Source organism: Streptacidiphilus sp. PAMC 29251 (assembly GCF_054208735.2).
On record NZ_CM135725.2, the window covers coordinates 3,968,475 to 3,984,236 of the forward strand.

9 protein-coding genes, 1 tRNA gene and 3 pseudogenes are annotated in these 15,762 nt (G+C 70.1%); 8 read left to right on the plus strand and 5 right to left on the minus strand.

Going from position 1 to position 15,762, the window contains the following annotated elements; genetic code table 11:
• Nucleotides 1-92: 92 nt before the first annotated feature.
• Nucleotides 93-1,565 carry an MFS transporter gene (locus ACXKR8_RS18620; protein ID WP_458274032.1) on the minus strand — a complete coding sequence of 491 codons (1,473 nt, stop codon included), beginning with the start codon at nt 1,563-1,565 and terminating at the stop codon, nt 93-95.
• A gap of 383 nt (nt 1,566-1,948) precedes the next feature.
• Here ACXKR8_RS18620 and ACXKR8_RS18625 point away from each other — a divergent pair, with 383 nt between their 5' ends.
• The 3 genes from ACXKR8_RS18625 (at nt 1,949) to ACXKR8_RS18635 (ending at nt 5,506) form a co-directional block, all read left to right on the plus strand.
• Entirely contained in the window at nt 1,949-3,163 is a 1,215-nt protein-coding gene (locus ACXKR8_RS18625) for an IS4 family transposase (protein WP_458267222.1), read from the plus strand.
• 274 nt (nt 3,164-3,437) lie between these two features.
• Nucleotides 3,438-3,512 (plus strand) — tRNA-Cys (locus ACXKR8_RS18630).
• A 593-nt stretch (nt 3,513-4,105) separates the two neighbouring features.
• The gene (locus ACXKR8_RS18635; protein WP_458266600.1) at nt 4,106-5,506 is read left to right on the plus strand and encodes an IS1380 family transposase; all 1,401 of its coding nucleotides are present in this window, start codon (nt 4,106-4,108) and stop codon (nt 5,504-5,506) included.
• Between the two features lie 1,077 nt (nt 5,507-6,583).
• Here ACXKR8_RS18635 and ACXKR8_RS18640 read toward each other — a convergent pair.
• Both ACXKR8_RS18640 and ACXKR8_RS18645 read right to left on the minus strand, forming a co-directional pair.
• Entirely contained in the window at nt 6,584-7,003 is a 420-nt protein-coding gene (locus tag ACXKR8_RS18640; protein WP_462100585.1) for a phosphotransferase, read from the minus strand.
• Nucleotides 7,004-7,457: 454 nt separating this feature from the next.
• Nucleotides 7,458-7,931, minus strand: a complete 474-nt coding sequence (locus tag ACXKR8_RS18645) for a glycine-rich domain-containing protein (RefSeq protein ID WP_458274035.1) — start codon at nt 7,929-7,931, stop codon at nt 7,458-7,460.
• A 469-nt stretch (nt 7,932-8,400) separates the two neighbouring features.
• On the opposite strand from ACXKR8_RS18645, the pseudogene ACXKR8_RS18650 reads away from it, so the two are divergent.
• Nucleotides 8,401-9,160, plus strand: a pseudogene (locus ACXKR8_RS18650) (helix-turn-helix domain-containing protein).
• A 240-nt stretch (nt 9,161-9,400) separates the two neighbouring features.
• Nucleotides 9,401-10,912 carry an FAD-dependent monooxygenase gene (locus ACXKR8_RS18655; RefSeq protein ID WP_458274037.1) on the plus strand — a complete coding sequence of 504 codons (1,512 nt, stop codon included), beginning with the start codon at nt 9,401-9,403 and terminating at the stop codon, nt 10,910-10,912.
• Here ACXKR8_RS18655 and ACXKR8_RS18660 read toward each other — a convergent pair.
• Nucleotides 10,898-11,521 carry a TetR/AcrR family transcriptional regulator gene (locus ACXKR8_RS18660; protein WP_458274038.1) on the minus strand — a complete coding sequence of 208 codons (624 nt, stop codon included), beginning with the start codon at nt 11,519-11,521 and terminating at the stop codon, nt 10,898-10,900. The genes ACXKR8_RS18655 and ACXKR8_RS18660 overlap by 15 nt on opposite strands.
• 128 nt (nt 11,522-11,649) lie before the next feature.
• Nucleotides 11,650-12,069 (minus strand): TOBE domain-containing protein, encoded by a 420-nt coding sequence (locus ACXKR8_RS18665; protein ID WP_458274039.1) that lies wholly within the window; start codon nt 12,067-12,069, stop codon nt 11,650-11,652.
• 280 nt (nt 12,070-12,349) lie between these two features.
• Here ACXKR8_RS18665 and ACXKR8_RS18670 point away from each other — a divergent pair, with 280 nt between their 5' ends.
• The 3 genes and pseudogenes from ACXKR8_RS18670 to ACXKR8_RS18680 all read left to right on the plus strand — a co-directional run bounded on the left by ACXKR8_RS18670 (nt 12,350) and on the right by ACXKR8_RS18680 (nt 15,583).
• Nucleotides 12,350-12,745, plus strand: coding sequence for a TOBE domain-containing protein (locus ACXKR8_RS18670; RefSeq protein WP_458274040.1), 396 nt, complete (start codon nt 12,350-12,352; stop codon nt 12,743-12,745).
• A 34-nt stretch (nt 12,746-12,779) separates the two neighbouring features.
• Nucleotides 12,780-13,593, plus strand: a pseudogene (modA, locus tag ACXKR8_RS18675) (molybdate ABC transporter substrate-binding protein).
• A pseudogene (locus tag ACXKR8_RS18680) lies at nt 13,593-15,583 on the plus strand (ABC transporter permease). Before modA ends, ACXKR8_RS18680 begins: the two co-directional pseudogenes overlap by 1 nt.
• The last annotated feature ends 179 nt before the right edge of the window (nt 15,584-15,762 follow it).

Genomic DNA, 15,762 nt, shown 5'->3' on the forward strand with positions numbered 1-15,762 from the left:
GAACAGCCGGTGGAACCGGCAGACAGGATGGACAACCCGCCCAGCCTACCGGCGCGACACGGCGGGCCGGTGTCTTCCGGATGACGTCGCGTTCACCGTACCCGGGTGCGTCCGCAGACTGCCGCGCCGACCAGGGCGACACCGGTCATCGTGGCGAAGATGGCCGCGAAACCGCCGCTGCTGCCGGTGCCGACCACGCTGAACAGGACCCCGGCCAGGCCGGTCAGCAGCACGTTGCCGAGGGCGTCGCTGACCTGCAGCGACGCCGAGTTCTCGCCGGTGTCGTCGGCCTCGGAGAAGGCCAGCATCAGCACGCCGACGCTGGCGATGGTCAGCCCCATGCCGAGGCCGCCCACGATCCAGAACAGCGCGACCGCGTACGCGGGCACCGCGGGGAACAGGACGAGTCCGGCACCGGCGATGGCGAAGGCGCTCATCAGGAAGCCGGCCCGGATCAGCGCCGAGCGGTGCCGGGCGGCCCAGGGGCGGCCCTGGATCCAGGAGCCGAGGGCCCAGCAGAGGCCGCCACTGGTGAGCGAGAGCCCGGCCAGGGTCGGCGAGAGCCCCCGCTGGGTGACCAGCATCAGCGGGATGAACGCCTCGGCGGCGAAGAAGGCCCCGGCCGCGATCCCGCGCAGCAGGATCACCGTCGGCAGACCGCGCGCGGCCCGGAAGGTGCCGTGCGGAAGCAGCCGGGTGACGGCGGGCACCAGCAGGGCGAGCCCCGCCGCGACCGGGATCAGGGCGTAGAGGTCGAGCTGCTGCCCGGCGTACTGCAGCAGCCCCGCCCCCACCGCGAGGGCCAGCGCCAGCAGGATCCGGCGGCGGTCGAGACCCCAGCTGCGCGGCGCGGCGTCCGCGGCCGTGTCCGCCGCCTGGAGCCGGCGCAGCTGAGGCAGCATCAGCGCCACCGGCAGCACGATCAGGGCCGGGATGGACAGGAACACCCAGCGCCAGCCGAGCTGCTGGGTGACCGTCCCGGAGATCACCGGGCCGACGATCGAGGGCAGCACCCAGGCCGAGGAGAAGGCCGCGAAGACCGAGGGGCGCAGCCGCTCCGGGTAGGCCCGGCCGACCACCACGTACAGGGCCACGATCAGCAGCCCGCCGCCGAGGCCCTGGACCGCGCGTCCGGCGACGAAGGTCCACATGTTGCCCGCGGTGCCCGCGATCACCAGGCCGACGCCGAAGGTGCCGATCCCGGCGCTGAGCGGTCCCAGCGGCCCGCGCTTGTCGCTCCACTCCCCCGAGACCACCATCGCCAGCAGGCTCGCGGTGAAGTACCCGCTGAAGGCGAAGGCGTACAGGCCGAGCCCGTCGAGGTCGCGGGCGGCGATCGGCATCGCGGTGTTCACGGCGGTGGCCTCGAAGGCCACCAGCAGCACGCAGGAGACGATGCCGAGGGTGAGCGCACGGTACGGCCCGCTCATCACTCCGCCCCGTTCTGCGGGGGACGACCCGGCAGGGGACGGCTCCGCGGAGGACGGCGGGGGCGGAGGGTCGACTTCGCGGTCGTCGGCGGGGTGGCGGGTGTGGGTGGTCACCGACCTCAGTGTAAGGGTCATCGCCGGGGTTGACCCCTGTCCGAAGGCGTAGCCCGCCTCCGCCTCCGGGCCTAGGACTCTGCTACTCCTGCGGACCCGTTCGCGGACTCTTCCACGGAATTTCCGGGATGGTGTTGACGAATACGGGGGTGAATACCGTAGAGTCGATTTCACCAGGGCAGGACCGGAGCACAGCAGAGGGAGTCACAATGAACGGGAAGGCAGTGCACAGCATGACGCGCGCCACCCGTTTCGACGCCCGCCCGGTCAGCTGTTCCAGCACGGCGTGTTGTTGTCCCGCCGCAGCCTGAAGGTTTTCACCGCCTCACCCATGCATCACCCCTATCACGGCCGTGTGCCCAACGTCGCTTGGGAAGCTCATGATCGGCTAAGGTCTGGATCTTGTGCCACGTGATCACATAGCTGGTGAGAGCTACCCGGAGCGGCTGCGGATGGGGCTGCTGTCGCGCACCTTTACGCCCGAGTTGGTCGACTTCGTCGTCGATGAGGCCGGGGCGCGGGAGGAGCGGACCAAGTCCCTGCCCTCGTCGCTGATGGTCAACTTCGTTCTGACGATGTGGCTGTTCACCGGCTACGGCTACGGGCTGGTGCTGCGCGAGCTGGTGGAGAACTGGCCGCGCCGTGCGGGCGAGACCTGGCGGCCGGCGACCACGGGAGCCCTGACCGAGGCGCGGGCGCGGGTGGGGCCCGGTCCGCTGCGGCTGCTGTTCGACCGGGTCGCCGGCGCCAGGGGGACGCCCGCCACACCGGGGGCGTTCTGGCGCGGACTGCGCCTGGCCTCCATGGACGGAACCCTGGTCGACGTCCCCGACAGCGAGAAGAACACCGCCGCGTACACGCGCTCCTCGAACGCCGCCGGCCCGGGGCCGTATCCGCAGGTACGACTGCTGGCCCTGGTGGAGTGCGGCACCAAGGCGATGATCGGGGCCGTCTTCGACTCCTTCGCGGTCGGCGAGCGGACCCTGGCGCTGCGGCTGCTGCCCCTGCTGGGGCCAGAGATGCTGCTGCTGGCAGACCGGGGCTTCCCCGCCTACGGCCTGTGCACCGACACCGCGGCCACCGGGGCCCAACTCCTGTGGCGCGTCTCGCAGTCGTTCGCCCTGCCGCTGGTCCAGGTGCTGCCCGACGGCACCTACCTGAGCGAACTGCGCGGGCGACGCAAGGGCGAGCGGATGCCGGTGCGGGTCATCGAGTACACCGTGACCACGACCACCTGGGGCCCCGACGGGACCACGGAGGAGACCTCGGAGCTGTTTTGCCTGATCACAACCCTGCTCGACCCCGTCACCGCGCCCGCACAGGAGCTGGCCGAGCTCTACACGTCCCGCTGGACCAGCGAGACGATCTTCAAGCACATCAAGATCGAACAGCGCGGCGGGCGCACCGCCACCCTGCGCTCGAACAGCCCCGCCATGGTCGAGCAGGAACTGTGGGCGATGCTCTGCGTCTACCAGGCAGTCCACGAGCTGGCCCTCGACTCCGCCGAGCAGGCCCACGTTCCCGCCGCGGAGATCAGCTTCAAGAACACCCTCGCCGCCGTCCGACGCACCGTCGGGACGGCTTTTCCCCCCTCGCCAGCTGGCCGCCAAGGCCCGTGACGTCCGCGCCGACCTCATCCGCCAGGCCGTCACACCCCGACCCGGACGCGCCGCACCCCGTGCCGCCAAGCGCAGCGGCACCGGATACCGCACCCTGAAACCCGACGAGCCCGCCACCACCCGCGTCACACACACCGTCAAGCTGCAGCTCTTCCCCCAGGCACACCGACCCGGCAACCCGGCAACCGTCGTCACCCTCTGCACCCACAACAACCTTGACGAACAATCACGAACACTCGAACACTTCACCGCCGCGGCCTAGCCAAGCGACGTTGGCCGTGTGCCCGAGTGGTTCAGGGGACCGCCTGCAAAGCGGTTTACGCCGGTTCGAATCCGGTCATGGCCTCCACTAGCGCTCTGAACAGCGCAAACTCCGAAACAACCGTCTTGTTGATCCAGATTGCACCCCGCACGGAAGCAAGATCACAGCACCACTGAAGTCTCCGCTTCGCTCCGGCCTGCAGAGCACCGAACCGACCAGGAGGACCGACCTGTAGGCGAGTATCGCCGCAGCAGCGGTAGACGCCAAAGAAATGGTTCTCGCTGAATTCGTGGCACATTTGCAGACGACCACGAATAAGCGTGGTCGTCCCTTTCAGGTACGCACTATCAAGGCGTACCGGTCTTCCGTCATGGCATTGGCCAAGTAGCTTGAGACACCTGCCGGTGGCGGAGGGGCAGGGTTCTTCTTGGGCGGGGGCTGGGCTATGCATCGGTGCCCATGCTGACCACGATCGCAGTGATTGCCAGCGGCGGGGCGGCGGTGCACTTCCGGTTGTGCGCGCTGACAGACAACCGGCTGATGTGCCGGGGCCCCTCAGCCCGAATCCACCGATGAATGACCTGTCCGAGGCCTGGACATAACGACGCGGATGCCCTCTGACCTGGGACGATGGGACTTCCTACAGAACCAAGTCGCCAGAACGAGAGAACATCCGCGAGATGCAATCCTGCCATGCCGCCACAGCGGTTTCCGCCGTCTTCGACGAGCCGAACCTGATCGCCGATGCCGGGCTGCTGTCGCTGGTCCGGCTGGCCGAGCGGGCCGGCCTGCGGCAACTGGCCGCGTCCGCGCTCCGCATCGAGGGCGCCGACAACAGCGGCGGAGCCAACCCGGCCGCCAAAGTGATGTCGCTGATCAGCGCGATGTGCGCGGGCGCGGACAGCATCGACGACGCGGCGCGGCTGCGGCACGGCGCGATGGACCGCGCCTTCACCTCGGTCCGCGCGCCCTCCACCCTGGGCACCTTCCTGCGCTCCTTCACCCACGGCCACAACCGCCAGCTCCACCGCGTTCACCGCGACTTCCTGGCCCGACTGGCCCGCAGCACCCCACTGCTGCCCGGCGCCGACACACTGATGTTCATCGACATCGACCCCACCCACCGCCGCGTGTACGGCCACGCCAAGCAGGGCGCGCAGGTCGGCCGCCTCAAGGGCCAGCGCACCCTGCACCCGATCCTGGCCACCCTGTCCACCCCGATCGCCCGGCCCGTGATCGGCGCGGTCCGCCTGCGCCGCGGCAAGGCCGCCGACGTCCGCGGAGCCGAGAGCTTCGTGAGCGAGGCCCTGGCCATAGCGAAGGAGACCGGCGGCACCGGGATCCGCCTGGTCCGCGCGGACAGCAAGTTCTACACCGCCGACGTGGTCGCCGCCTGCCGCCGGGCCGGCGCCCGATTCTCCCTGACCACCGGCATGAACCCCTCCATCGCGGGCGCGATCTCCCGCATCCCGCAGGAGTCCTGGACGGCGATCCGCTACCCGGACGCCTTCGTCGACCCCGACACCGGCGAGATGGTCTCCGACGCCGAGGTCGCCGAGATCCCCTACACCGCCTTCACCGGCCGAAGGAAGTCCGAGCACGTCACCGCCCGGCTGATCGTGCGCCGGGTCCGCCGATTGAACGCCGAAGTGGCCCAGGGTCAGGGCGAGTTGTTCACCGCCTGGCGTTACCACCCCGTCTTCACCGACAGCTCCTTCGCGGTGCTGCAGGCGGAACTGCACCACCGGCAGCACGCCGTGGTGGAGCAGGTGATCGCGGACGGGAAGTCCGGGCCTCTGGCCCACCTGCCGTCCGGGAACTTCCAGGCCAACGCCGCGTGGCTGACCCTGTGGGCGATGTCGCACAACCTGCTGCGGGCCGCCGGTGCGCTGACCTCGGTCTTCCACGCCAAGGCCACCACAGCGACCCTGCGCGCCCACCTGGTCCACGTCCCGGCCCGGCTCGCGCGCACCGCGCGCACCAAATTGACGGTGCATCTGCCCGAGCACTGGCCCTGGCGCGACGCCTTCACCGCCCTGTTCGAGGCCGTCCACTCCCCACCGCCGCGCCCGGCGGCCTGACCGCCACAAGATCCCGCACCGCGACGGCCCGACGGCCACCGGCGACAGCGCCACCAACCGCTCCCGACCCCGCACAACCCCTCGGACAGGCCGCGACCCGCGCACGGCGGCTACCGCACACCCTCAACCTGTTGCCCCCAGCGGCCGACCGTCCACGGGCAGGAGAGCAACCCCGAAATGATCAGCCGGTGGATTCGGGCTCAGTCGTCGGCTGGGAGCTCAAGGCGACGCTCCAGCCAGTTCGGATCGCTGAGATGTTCCCGATCGACCTGCTCCGCCAGACGCAACAATCCCCGTCCTCGCCCCTGTGCAAAGCATCCGCGAGCCTCACACCGAGCGTGCTCCAAGGCAGCAGCGCGAGCCGCATCCTCACTGTCGAAAACTTGGACGTCCTGCCGCTCGTAGCCCTCCTGCGAGTCGGCAGAGGCCTGCCCGGCCTTGAGTGCCCAGCAGCCATCCCAGCCGTGGTACTTGTCGCCCTGACCCGCTACCCAGTACGTCATGGGGCCACAGTCTGCCAGGCCGGGAAGCTGCTGCGCAGGCTGATCCGTCTCACCCGTTGTGCGGTTGTGGACGCACGCGGGGCGCACGTGAGACGGCGACTGGCACCAGGTGGCAGAAGTCCTGTGGATCCCCAGCGGTAGAGCATGGCAACAGGCGAGCGGCTGACCTCCCTCAAAAAAGCCTCATGCCAGGCGAGGAACACAACTATGCCCATGAGGGCTCGGGGCGATGATGCGTGGTGGACAACCATCCTGTTCGGAGCGGCGGTATGTTGCCGGCAAGCGCCCTGACCGCAGCAACCCATCACGCCACCATCGCCTTTCACTGACTGCCAGTACGCGGCGTAGAACAGGGCATAGGGACCGTTGCCGATCAGGTTTACCGTGGTCTCGAAACCGGCGAAGAGCAGGATGAAGGCCATCGCAGCGGGGCCATTCTCCAGCCGACCCACTACGCCCGTCCATTGCCTTCTGGGGCTCACAGCCCATGAGCCGCAAGGGTCCGCAGTGGCGCCGGCCAAGCCACTCGACTACCCGACGTAGGACGGTGGCAAGCCGGGCGGTCTGGGGGTGGTCAGCCTCGCAGGCGCGTTGTCAGGGACCAGCGTTCGGCAGCCTTCGTCAGCCTCACCCGCTGAGGCAGCGGGTCCTCATCAGTCCGGAACGACCAGAACGCATGGATGGTCCGGGCGAAAATCCGCAGCCGGTCCGGGTCTGCCTCGCGGTAGGCCGGAATGTGCCGAGCAGTGTAGTCGGCTTGCTCCGGCGTGTGGCCTGCCGCGATCAGCCGAGGGACGAGCAGAGCCGCGTCTGCCCAGTCTGGCCCGGGGCACGACAGTGCCCAGTCGAGCAGTCGGACCCCGGTGTCGGTGACCAGGAGATTGAACTCCCCGGCGTCCGTGTGGGCGAGCGACGTACCGTCCAACGCCCCTTCGCCACCGGAGGGGATGAACCGGGCCAGCCGGTTACTCAACGGCTTCTTGCTGATCTCCACCGGCCACGGGTGCCCGGACACAACGGACAGGGCCTGCACGACCGGCAGCAGGTCGGGTGAGTTCGGAGCGAAGCTCGGATGCCTGCCGACCAGAGCGCCATACCCGTACAGCAGCCACCCTCCCCCCTCGGCTTCCCACAACAGGGCGGAGCCAACGGAGCGGCAGCGGTCACCCGCGCCTCATGCCGGTACACCCATGCCTGTGGGTTGTCCGCCGGGGTGGCCTTGAGGAACACGGGGCCCGTCCGGGTGTCCAGCATGCTCGCAAAGGCGGACGTGACGCCGTAGTCAGCACTCCGGGCACTGAGCACCGGACCCGCGTGTTCCCGTACCGCTTCCCTTGCATCGTCGGGGAGTTGGGTCCAGTCGATTCGCTGCGACGACACCTGATGGATTCCTTGCCTACGCGGGGGCGGGCCAGTGCCCACGACGGAGCACCGGCCGCAGGTCCCTACTACTTCCTACCGGTGAACGGGCTGTCCGAGCAGTTGGCGTGACACTGGGAGCACTGGGCCAACTCGATCTCCGGCCAGAAGTCGGGTTGGAGCAGGAACCCCAGCTCCGCGACGGCGTCGATGGCTCGGGCCCGCAGCACCTTGCCCCCGCCGTGTTCCTCCGGGTCCAGATAGCCCGGCTTGTGGTGCACCATCTTGCCGAACATCTCCGTGCACCACGTCATGTACGCCTCGGTGTTGAGGACGAACGCGTGCCAGTAGTCGTCCACCTCCGGCGACGGGCTGAGCGGGCGGTCCGACTTGGCGCAGGCCGTGAGGAACGCGGCCATCTGACCCACCCCCAGCTCCACACGCTCCTCGGTCACCTCCGGGTGCTGGGCCCGCAAGGTGGTGATGATCAGGGCGCGGACCTCGGGGTGGATCAAGGTGCGCGGGTCAACGCCTAACGCCACAGGCAGTGCGGTCTCGCTCATGGTGTCTGTCTCCTTGAATCGAAGTTCCTCGTACCCGCCCCCTGTGAAGACGGGTGTTCTTGGGTCTGTGCCCTACGTTCCGCAAGTGCCGGACGGTGAGCCCTTGCAGCATCAAAAGGGAGCCGTAATCGCTCTGCCCGGAACCAGAGTTGGGGGCGGTGCGGAACGGTCACCGCGACCTCTTGCACTGAGGGCAGGAGCAAGGCGGAAACACCATGGACAGGATCGGGCTGGGACGGTCGTCCGAGCCGGACACCCTCTCAGCACGCACGGTGCATCGCTCGCCCGTGGCTCTGCTGATTGAGTACACCTTGATCCGGAGTCCATGCCGGGCTGTCGCCGCTTCGCTGCTGCCATCCATGTTCAACATGCTGTGCTCGGTGACGTACTCAGCGCGACGACGGGACGGGCGTCACTAGGGCGTCAAACCGGTGTCATTGACCTTGTGTCAGCCGCTACCGTGGATCACATGAGTACGCCCAACGACACCTTCCGTGCGGTCCGGGTGGGACTGCGACTCAGCCAGGACGACATGGCCCGTGAGCTTCGCCGGGTGGGTGAGTCCTCAGGCGAACCAAACGATGCCAACAAGCGGCTCGTACAGCGCTGGGAATCAGGAACGTCCACATACCCCCGACCTGTTTACGCAAGGGCCCTGGAGACGCTTACGGGACTCCCCGTGGAATCCCTCGGGTTCCGCATTCCGGTGCCTCTGGTCCGGGTGGCGGATGACGGACATGGCGGCCACGACGTGGATGCCGAGGCCGGGGCTGCGCCGATTCCCGTAGCTGCCTCACCCGCACCGGTCCACAACCACGGTGGGGTGTGGATCAGTCGGTACGAGTACTTCTCGTCGAGCCGAGGTGACACTTTCAAGGCCGCTCACTACGTCGTGTTTGCTCCAACACGGCAACCGCCTGACCGGCCGCTCGCTACCCGGCACCTCCACCAATCCGGACAGCCCGATCACTCTCGACCTGACGGTCGATCGGAACGTGGTCACCGGCACGTGGACGGAGCAGACGGCGGCTGACGGCTACTACAGCGGGGCGCGGTACCACGGAGCGATCCAACTACTGATCGAACCGACCAACCGACGCATGGCCGGCAAGTGGGTGGGCTTCGGCAAGGAGTTCGATGTGAACACGGGTCCTTGGGTGCTGTCCTTTGTGGACGCCAGCACCACCAGAACCGCGATGGAGCGGTACGCCGAGCCTCCGACCCTGTAGGACCCGCACAGCACTCCATCGGCCCTGCTGCCGCAGTCCTGGCAGTGGGGGCTGCTGCATGCCTGGGCAGAACTCCTGAACGATGCCCGAGTTGGCGCAGTCATCCTTACCCCGCCTCCGCGCCGCCAAAGGGGAACGATCGTTGGCGTTTGATGGTGGGGGGTGCTAGCGTCGACATGAAAGGGAAACGAACGTTTCCGTTTGGCGTACCTGGCGTACTTGGTGGACGAGGAGGGCGCTATGGCGGCGTCGTCGGCGGTCCCGGTTCTTCCCCTGTGCACCGACGTCCTCATCGTCGGGGCCGGCCCGGCCGGGCTGGCGCTGGCGGTCAGCCTGCGCCAACTGGGGGTGGACCATGTGCTGATCGACCGCAATGCGGCGGTGCGCCCCGGTAGCAGGGCCGCCGCCGTACAGCCCTGGGCGCTGGAGTACCTGGACCGGATCGGGGTCGGCCCCGACCTGGTCGCGGCAGGCCGGCGCGGCAGCGGGTTCCGCCTCCACGACCGGGAGCGGACGCTGCTGCGCGCCGACTACGAGCACCTCGACACCCCGCACCCGTACATCCTGCTGGCGTCCCAGCAGACCACGGAGGAACACCTGGCCCGTCGGCTGGAGGAGCTGGGCGGCGCCGTCCGCCGGGGCCACCGGTTCCTGGGCTTCACCAGCGACTTTCCCGGTGTCACCGCCACCGTCGCCGGGCCGGACGGGGTGCTGCGCGGGGTGTCCGCCCGCTACCTCGTCGGCTGCGACGGCGTCCACAGCATGGTGCGCGCGGCTGCCGGTATCGGCTTCCCCGGAGATGCCCCGGAACAGCTCTACGCCCTCGCCGACGTCCGGCTGACCGCCGGGGCCGGGGCCGCCGAGGGCGAGGGCGAGGGCGAGATCGAGAGCACCACGTTCTACCTCTCCCCCGCGGGCCTGCTGCTGCTCTCCCCGCTCGCGGGCGGCCTGCACCGCCTGGTCGCCCCCACCACGGCGGACGCCGCCGGGCCCGATGCCTCGGACGTCCAGCAGTTGCTGTCCGAGCGCGGTCCTGCGGCCGGAGACGCGCGGGTGGAGGAGGTGGTGTCGGCCTCGACCTACCGGGTGCAGGAACGGGTGGCCGAGCGCTTCCGCGACGGTCCGGTCCTGCTGGTCGGGGACGCCGCCCACACCCACAGCCCGGCCGGGGGCCAGGGCATGAACACCGGCATCCAGGACGCGGGCAATCTGGCCTGGAAACTGCAGGCCGTGCTCGGCGGACTCGCCCCGGCCGAACTGCTGGACAGCTACCACCGCGAGCGGCACCCGGTCGCCGCCCGGGTGGTCGCCCTCACCAGCCAGTTCGCCAGGATCGCGGGCCTGACCGCCCCGGTGGCCGTCCAGCGCCGCAACGACCTGCTGGCGGCAGCGGCCGCCACACCGGGCATCACTGACTGGATCGCGGCCACCCTGGCCCAGCTCGACATCGACTACACCAGCGGCCCGGACCACGGCACCCCGCGCCTCGGCGCCCGGGTCTCGCCACTGACCGTCCCCGCGACCGACCTGAACTGGACCCTGGCCCTGCCCGACCCAGATCCCGATCCCAGCACCGACCCCAGCCGCCGTCCCGGCCCCGCCGACCAGCACGGGCCGCTGACCGTCCGCCACGTGCCGGGCCTGTCGACCACGCTGCTGGTGCGCCCGGACGGCTATCTGGCCGCGTCCGGAGTGCCGACCAACCCGCAGCAGGTGCTCGACCGACTGGCCCAGTACCTACCGCTGGGGTGACGTCCCGTCCCGGACGGCCGAGGCGAGGGAGGTCAGCCCGCCGATCAGCTGCTCCGCGGCGACCGGTGCCACCAGGTGGCGGCCGACCAGGAGTCCGGGCATCAGGGTGAGCAGCAGCGTGGCGACCTGCTCCGGGTCCGCCTCGGCCGGCAGTTGCCCCTCCTCGCACCAACGGCGGGCCAGCTCCACGAGGTTGCCGCGCATGTCGAGGTGGAGGGACCGGGTGCGCTGCTCCAGCTCCGGGCTGCGCAGCGCCTCTCCCCAGGCCTGGATGGCGATACGGGTCAGGTCGTACGACTGCCCTTCGCCGCGGGAGCGGGCCTCGGCCGCCATCGCCGTCAGCACCTCGGCCGGGGACGGCGTCGGACGACGCTCCAGCAGCCGGTCGAACAGATCCCGCATCAGCGCCAGGCCCTCGTCCGCGGCGGCGGCGATGAGCTCGTCCTTGCTGCGGAAGTACCGGTAGACGGCGCTGGAGGACATACCGGTCGCGGCGATGACGTCGTCCATGGACGTGGCGTGGAAACCATTGCGGGAGAAGCAACTCCAGGCACTGGTGAGAATCCGGCGGCGGCGCTCCTCGCGGCGCTCCTCGCTCAAGCGGGGCATGCCACCAGCCTAAACGCGAACGGTGGTTCCGGTGAACGGCGGGATCCCGCACCGGGCCGGGGCCCCGGGAACCCCGCAGGGTCCCCGGTCCCGGCCCCGGCCCCGGCCCCGGCACAGCGGACGGTGGGTCAGACGGTCGCCAGGGAGACCTCGGTGGACTTGATCAGCGCGGTGACCTTGGTGCCGGCCGCGAGGCCGAGGTCCGTCACGGCGTCCTTGGTGATCGCGGCGGTGAGCTCGCCGCCCTCGACGGTGATCTTGACGGTGGCCATCGCACCGCCGGTGGCGACGTCGGTGATGGTGCCGGGGATCTGGTTGCGGATGCTCAGCCCGGTGACCGGGCCGGTGGCCAGCGACACCTCGGTGGACTTGACCATGGCGCGCACCGCGGTGCCCTCGGCCAGGCCCAGCTCCTTGACGGCTTCCAGAGTGATGGCCGCGGTGATGTCCTGACCACCGGTCAGCCGGGTCTTCACGGTGGCCATCACCTCGCCGGCGGTGACCGAGGTGACGGTGCCGGGGATCTGGTTGCGGATGCTCAGGCTCATGGGGGCCAACCTCACGTGGTGGGGGAAAGTCAGGCGTTCACCTGCTGTGTCTCCTTCACCGTAGCGAGCATTCCCGCCGCGTGCTCGGAGCCCGTCGCAGGTGCCAGCATAAAGCACCATTACGGCCCGCAGCTGTGCCTGACTAATTTCCCGATGAACTCCGCAGGGCCGCAGGGCCTTCAGGTCAGGACTTTGGTCCTGTTCCACAATTAATTCTTCCTGATAACGGGCTTTGCTTTGGCTTTGCATCTGCCAGGCATATCGTCCTAACGTCTTGTATATGCAGTTCTACACCGTGGGCCAAGCCGCTCCCCTGCTCGGGGTGAGCCCCGACACCGCTCGCCGCTGGGCCGATCAGGGCCGGGTGGCCACCACCCGCGACTCGACCGGACGCCGGTTGATCCAGGGCGTCCACCTGGCCGCACTGGCGGTCGAGATCGCCCGCGCCGGTGTCCTGGACGGCGAGGCGGTCCATATCTCGGCTCGCAACGCGTTCCCCGGAATCGTCACGGCGGTGAAAGTCGGCGACGTCGCCGCACAGGTGGAAATCCATGCCGGGCCGCACCGCTTGGTCTCCCTGCTGACCAGCGAAGCGGTCGCGGAACTCGGTATCGAGGTCGGCATGCGCGCCACCGCCCGGGTGAAATCCACCGACGTCATCATCGACCGCACCTGAATACACACGAGATACACCCGAGGAGTTTCTTTCCATGTCCCGAATCCTGACCGGCCGCCGGGCCGCCGCCGCCGTGCTCTCCGCAGCCGTCATTCGTCCCGCTGGCGGCCTGCGGGAGCGGCGGCAGCACCAGCACCGGAGCCGCCGACGACCTGAACGGCTCCTCCTCCACCGGTGCGCCGAAGGCGACGCTGACGGTCCTGGCCGCCGCCTCGCTCACCGATGTGTTCAAGCAGGCCGGCGCCGCCTACGAGAAGGAGCACCCGGGCACCACCGTGAAGTTCTCCTTCGCCGGTTCGCAGGATCTGGCCTCGCAGGTGAAGCAGGGCGCACCGGCGGACGCACTGGTCACCGCGGACACCAAGACCATGGACGGCCTGAAGGCCGAGACCAACGACCCGAGCATCATCGCCAGGAACCGTCTGGTCATCGCGACCGCCAAGGACAACCCGCTGAAGATCGCGAGCCTGAAGGACCTGGCGAACCCCACGTTCAAGGTCGTGCTGGCGGCGGCCGAGGTGCCGGTGGGCCGCTACAGCCAGCAGGTCCTGGACGCGCAGAAGGTGACGGTCAAGCCGGTCTCCCAGGAGCCCAATGTGCGTGCCGTGCTGAGCAAGGTGCGGCTGGGCGAGGCCGACGCGGGCATCGTCTACGCCACCGACGCCGCCGGCGCCGCGGGCGAGGTCCAGTCGGTGCAGATCCCCGACGGCCAGAACGCCATCGCCTCCTACCCGGCCGCCACCCTCAAGACCTCCAAGCACGCCGCCGCCGCGAGCGACTTCGTCACCTGGCTGAAGAGTGCCGAGGCGCAGAAGATCCTGCAGGCCGCCGGCTTCCAGAAGCCCTGATGGCCACGCTGCCGAGGAAGGGGACGCGGGAACGGACGCGGGAACGGACGCGGGGGCGAGTGCCGGGCCGCACCCCGCTGCCGCTGGCCGTTCCCGCGCTGCTGGCCATCGCCTTCCTGCTGCTGCCCCTGGTCGGCATCCTGGCCCGCACCCCCTGGTCGGATCTCGGCAGCAACCTCAGCGACCCGGCGGTGCTGACCGCCCTGCGGGTGTCGCTGGTGGTGTCCTTCTCCGCCCTGGGCCTGTCCCTGCTGCTGGGCGTGCCGCTGGCCTGGCTGCTGGCGCGGGTCGACTTCCCCGGCAAGACCCTGGTGCGTTCACTGGTGCTGCTGCCGATGGTGCTGCCGCCCACCGTCGGCGGCGTCGCGCTGCTGCTGGGCTTCGGCCGCAAGGGGCTGCTCGGACCGTGGCTGGAGAGCTGGTTCGGCATCACCCTGCCCTTCCACACCTCCGGCGCGATCGTCGCCGCGACCTTTGTCGCCATGCCGTTCCTGGTGATCAGCCTGGAAGGCACCCTGGCCGGGATGCACCCCCGCTACGAGGAGACCGCCGGCTCGCTCGGCGCGTCCCCACTGCGGGTGTTCTGCACCGTCACCGTGCCCATGGTCGCCCCGGGGCTGGCCGCCGGGGCCGCCCTGACCTGGGCCCGCGCCCTGGGCGAGTTCGGCGCGACGATCACCTTCGCCGGCAACCTGCCCGGCGTCACCCAGACCCTGCCGCTCCAGGTCTACCTGCTGCTTCAGGACTCGCCCGAGGCCGCGACCTCGGTCTCGCTGCTGCTGCTCGCCATCGCCATGGCCGTCCTGGTCGCCCTCCGCGGCCGCTGGACCGGCAGCACCGCCCGTAGCAGCACCGCCCGCGGCAGCAGCGCGGCCACCCACGCGGACCCATCCGGCCCGGTGGCACCGGCGCTGCCGACCGAGCTCGCCGACCCGCCCGCCCCCACTGAGCTGTGGGCGCTGCACGCCGAGGTCAGCGGTTTCAACCAGCTCACTCTGGACGCCGCGCCCGGCACCACCATCGCGGTGGTGGGCCCCAACGGCGCCGGCAAGACCACCCTGCTGCGCGCCCTGCTCGGTCTGACCTCCCGCTCCCGCGCCCGGACCCGGCTGGGCCAGGACGACGTCACCGCCCTGCCCCCGCACCGGCGCGGCGTGGCCTGGGTGCCCCAGGACGGCGCCCTGTTCCCGCACCTGACCGCTCTTGCCAACACCGCCTTCGGCCCCGGGCCCAGGGCCACCCCCGCACCGAGGCCAGGGCCGAGGCACACCTGTGGCTGGACCGCCTCGGCGTGGGCCACCTCGCCCACCGCAAGCCGGACCAGCTCTCCGGCGGCCAGGCCCAACGGGTCGCCCTGGCCCGTGCTCTGGCCGCCCACCCGCGGCTGCTGCTGCTGGACGAGCCCCTGGCCGCGCTCGACCAGACCACCCGGGCCCATGTCCGGCACACGCTGCGGCATCATCTGACCGGCTTCGGCGGCGTCTGCCTGATCGTCACCCACGACCCGGTCGAAGCGGTCTCCCTCGCCGACCAGGTCCTCGTGCTCCAGGACGGCGACGCCCTCCAGTACGCCCCGCCCACCGAGATCACCCGCTCTCCCCGTTCGCCCTGGGTCGCCCGGATGCTGGGCCGCAACGCCTGGCCCGGCACCACCACCGGCGACGGGCTCGCCCTGGCCGGGGAGCACCAGGCCCACCTGGTCGCCGCCGAACCGCTGCCCCCGGGCGCCGCCGCGCTGGCCGTGGTCGGCCCCGAGGCCGTCTCCGTCCATCGGGACCGGCCCAGTGGCAGCCCGCGCAACCAGTGGCAGGGGCGGATCGCCGAGATCACCCCGCTGGGCAGCCGACTGCGGCTGCTGGTCACCTCGGACGCCGCCCCCGACATCGTCGCCGAGATCACCCCGCAGTCGGCGGCCGACCTCGGCCTCGCCGAGGGCGCCCCGGTCTGGATCGGCGTCAAGGCGACCGAGACCAGCCTGGTCCCGATCTGACCAAGACTCAGCTGACGGCTTGTCAGCGCCCTTGCTGAGCAGTGGTGATGGGGAGTTAGACCCGGACGGTGAGGCCACCCTGCGGGTTGGCGACGGCGATGATGGCGCCGTGGTGGGCCTGGACGATGGCGAGCCCACCGGCAGCCTCGACCACGTCACTGACGAGGCAGCAGCACCTG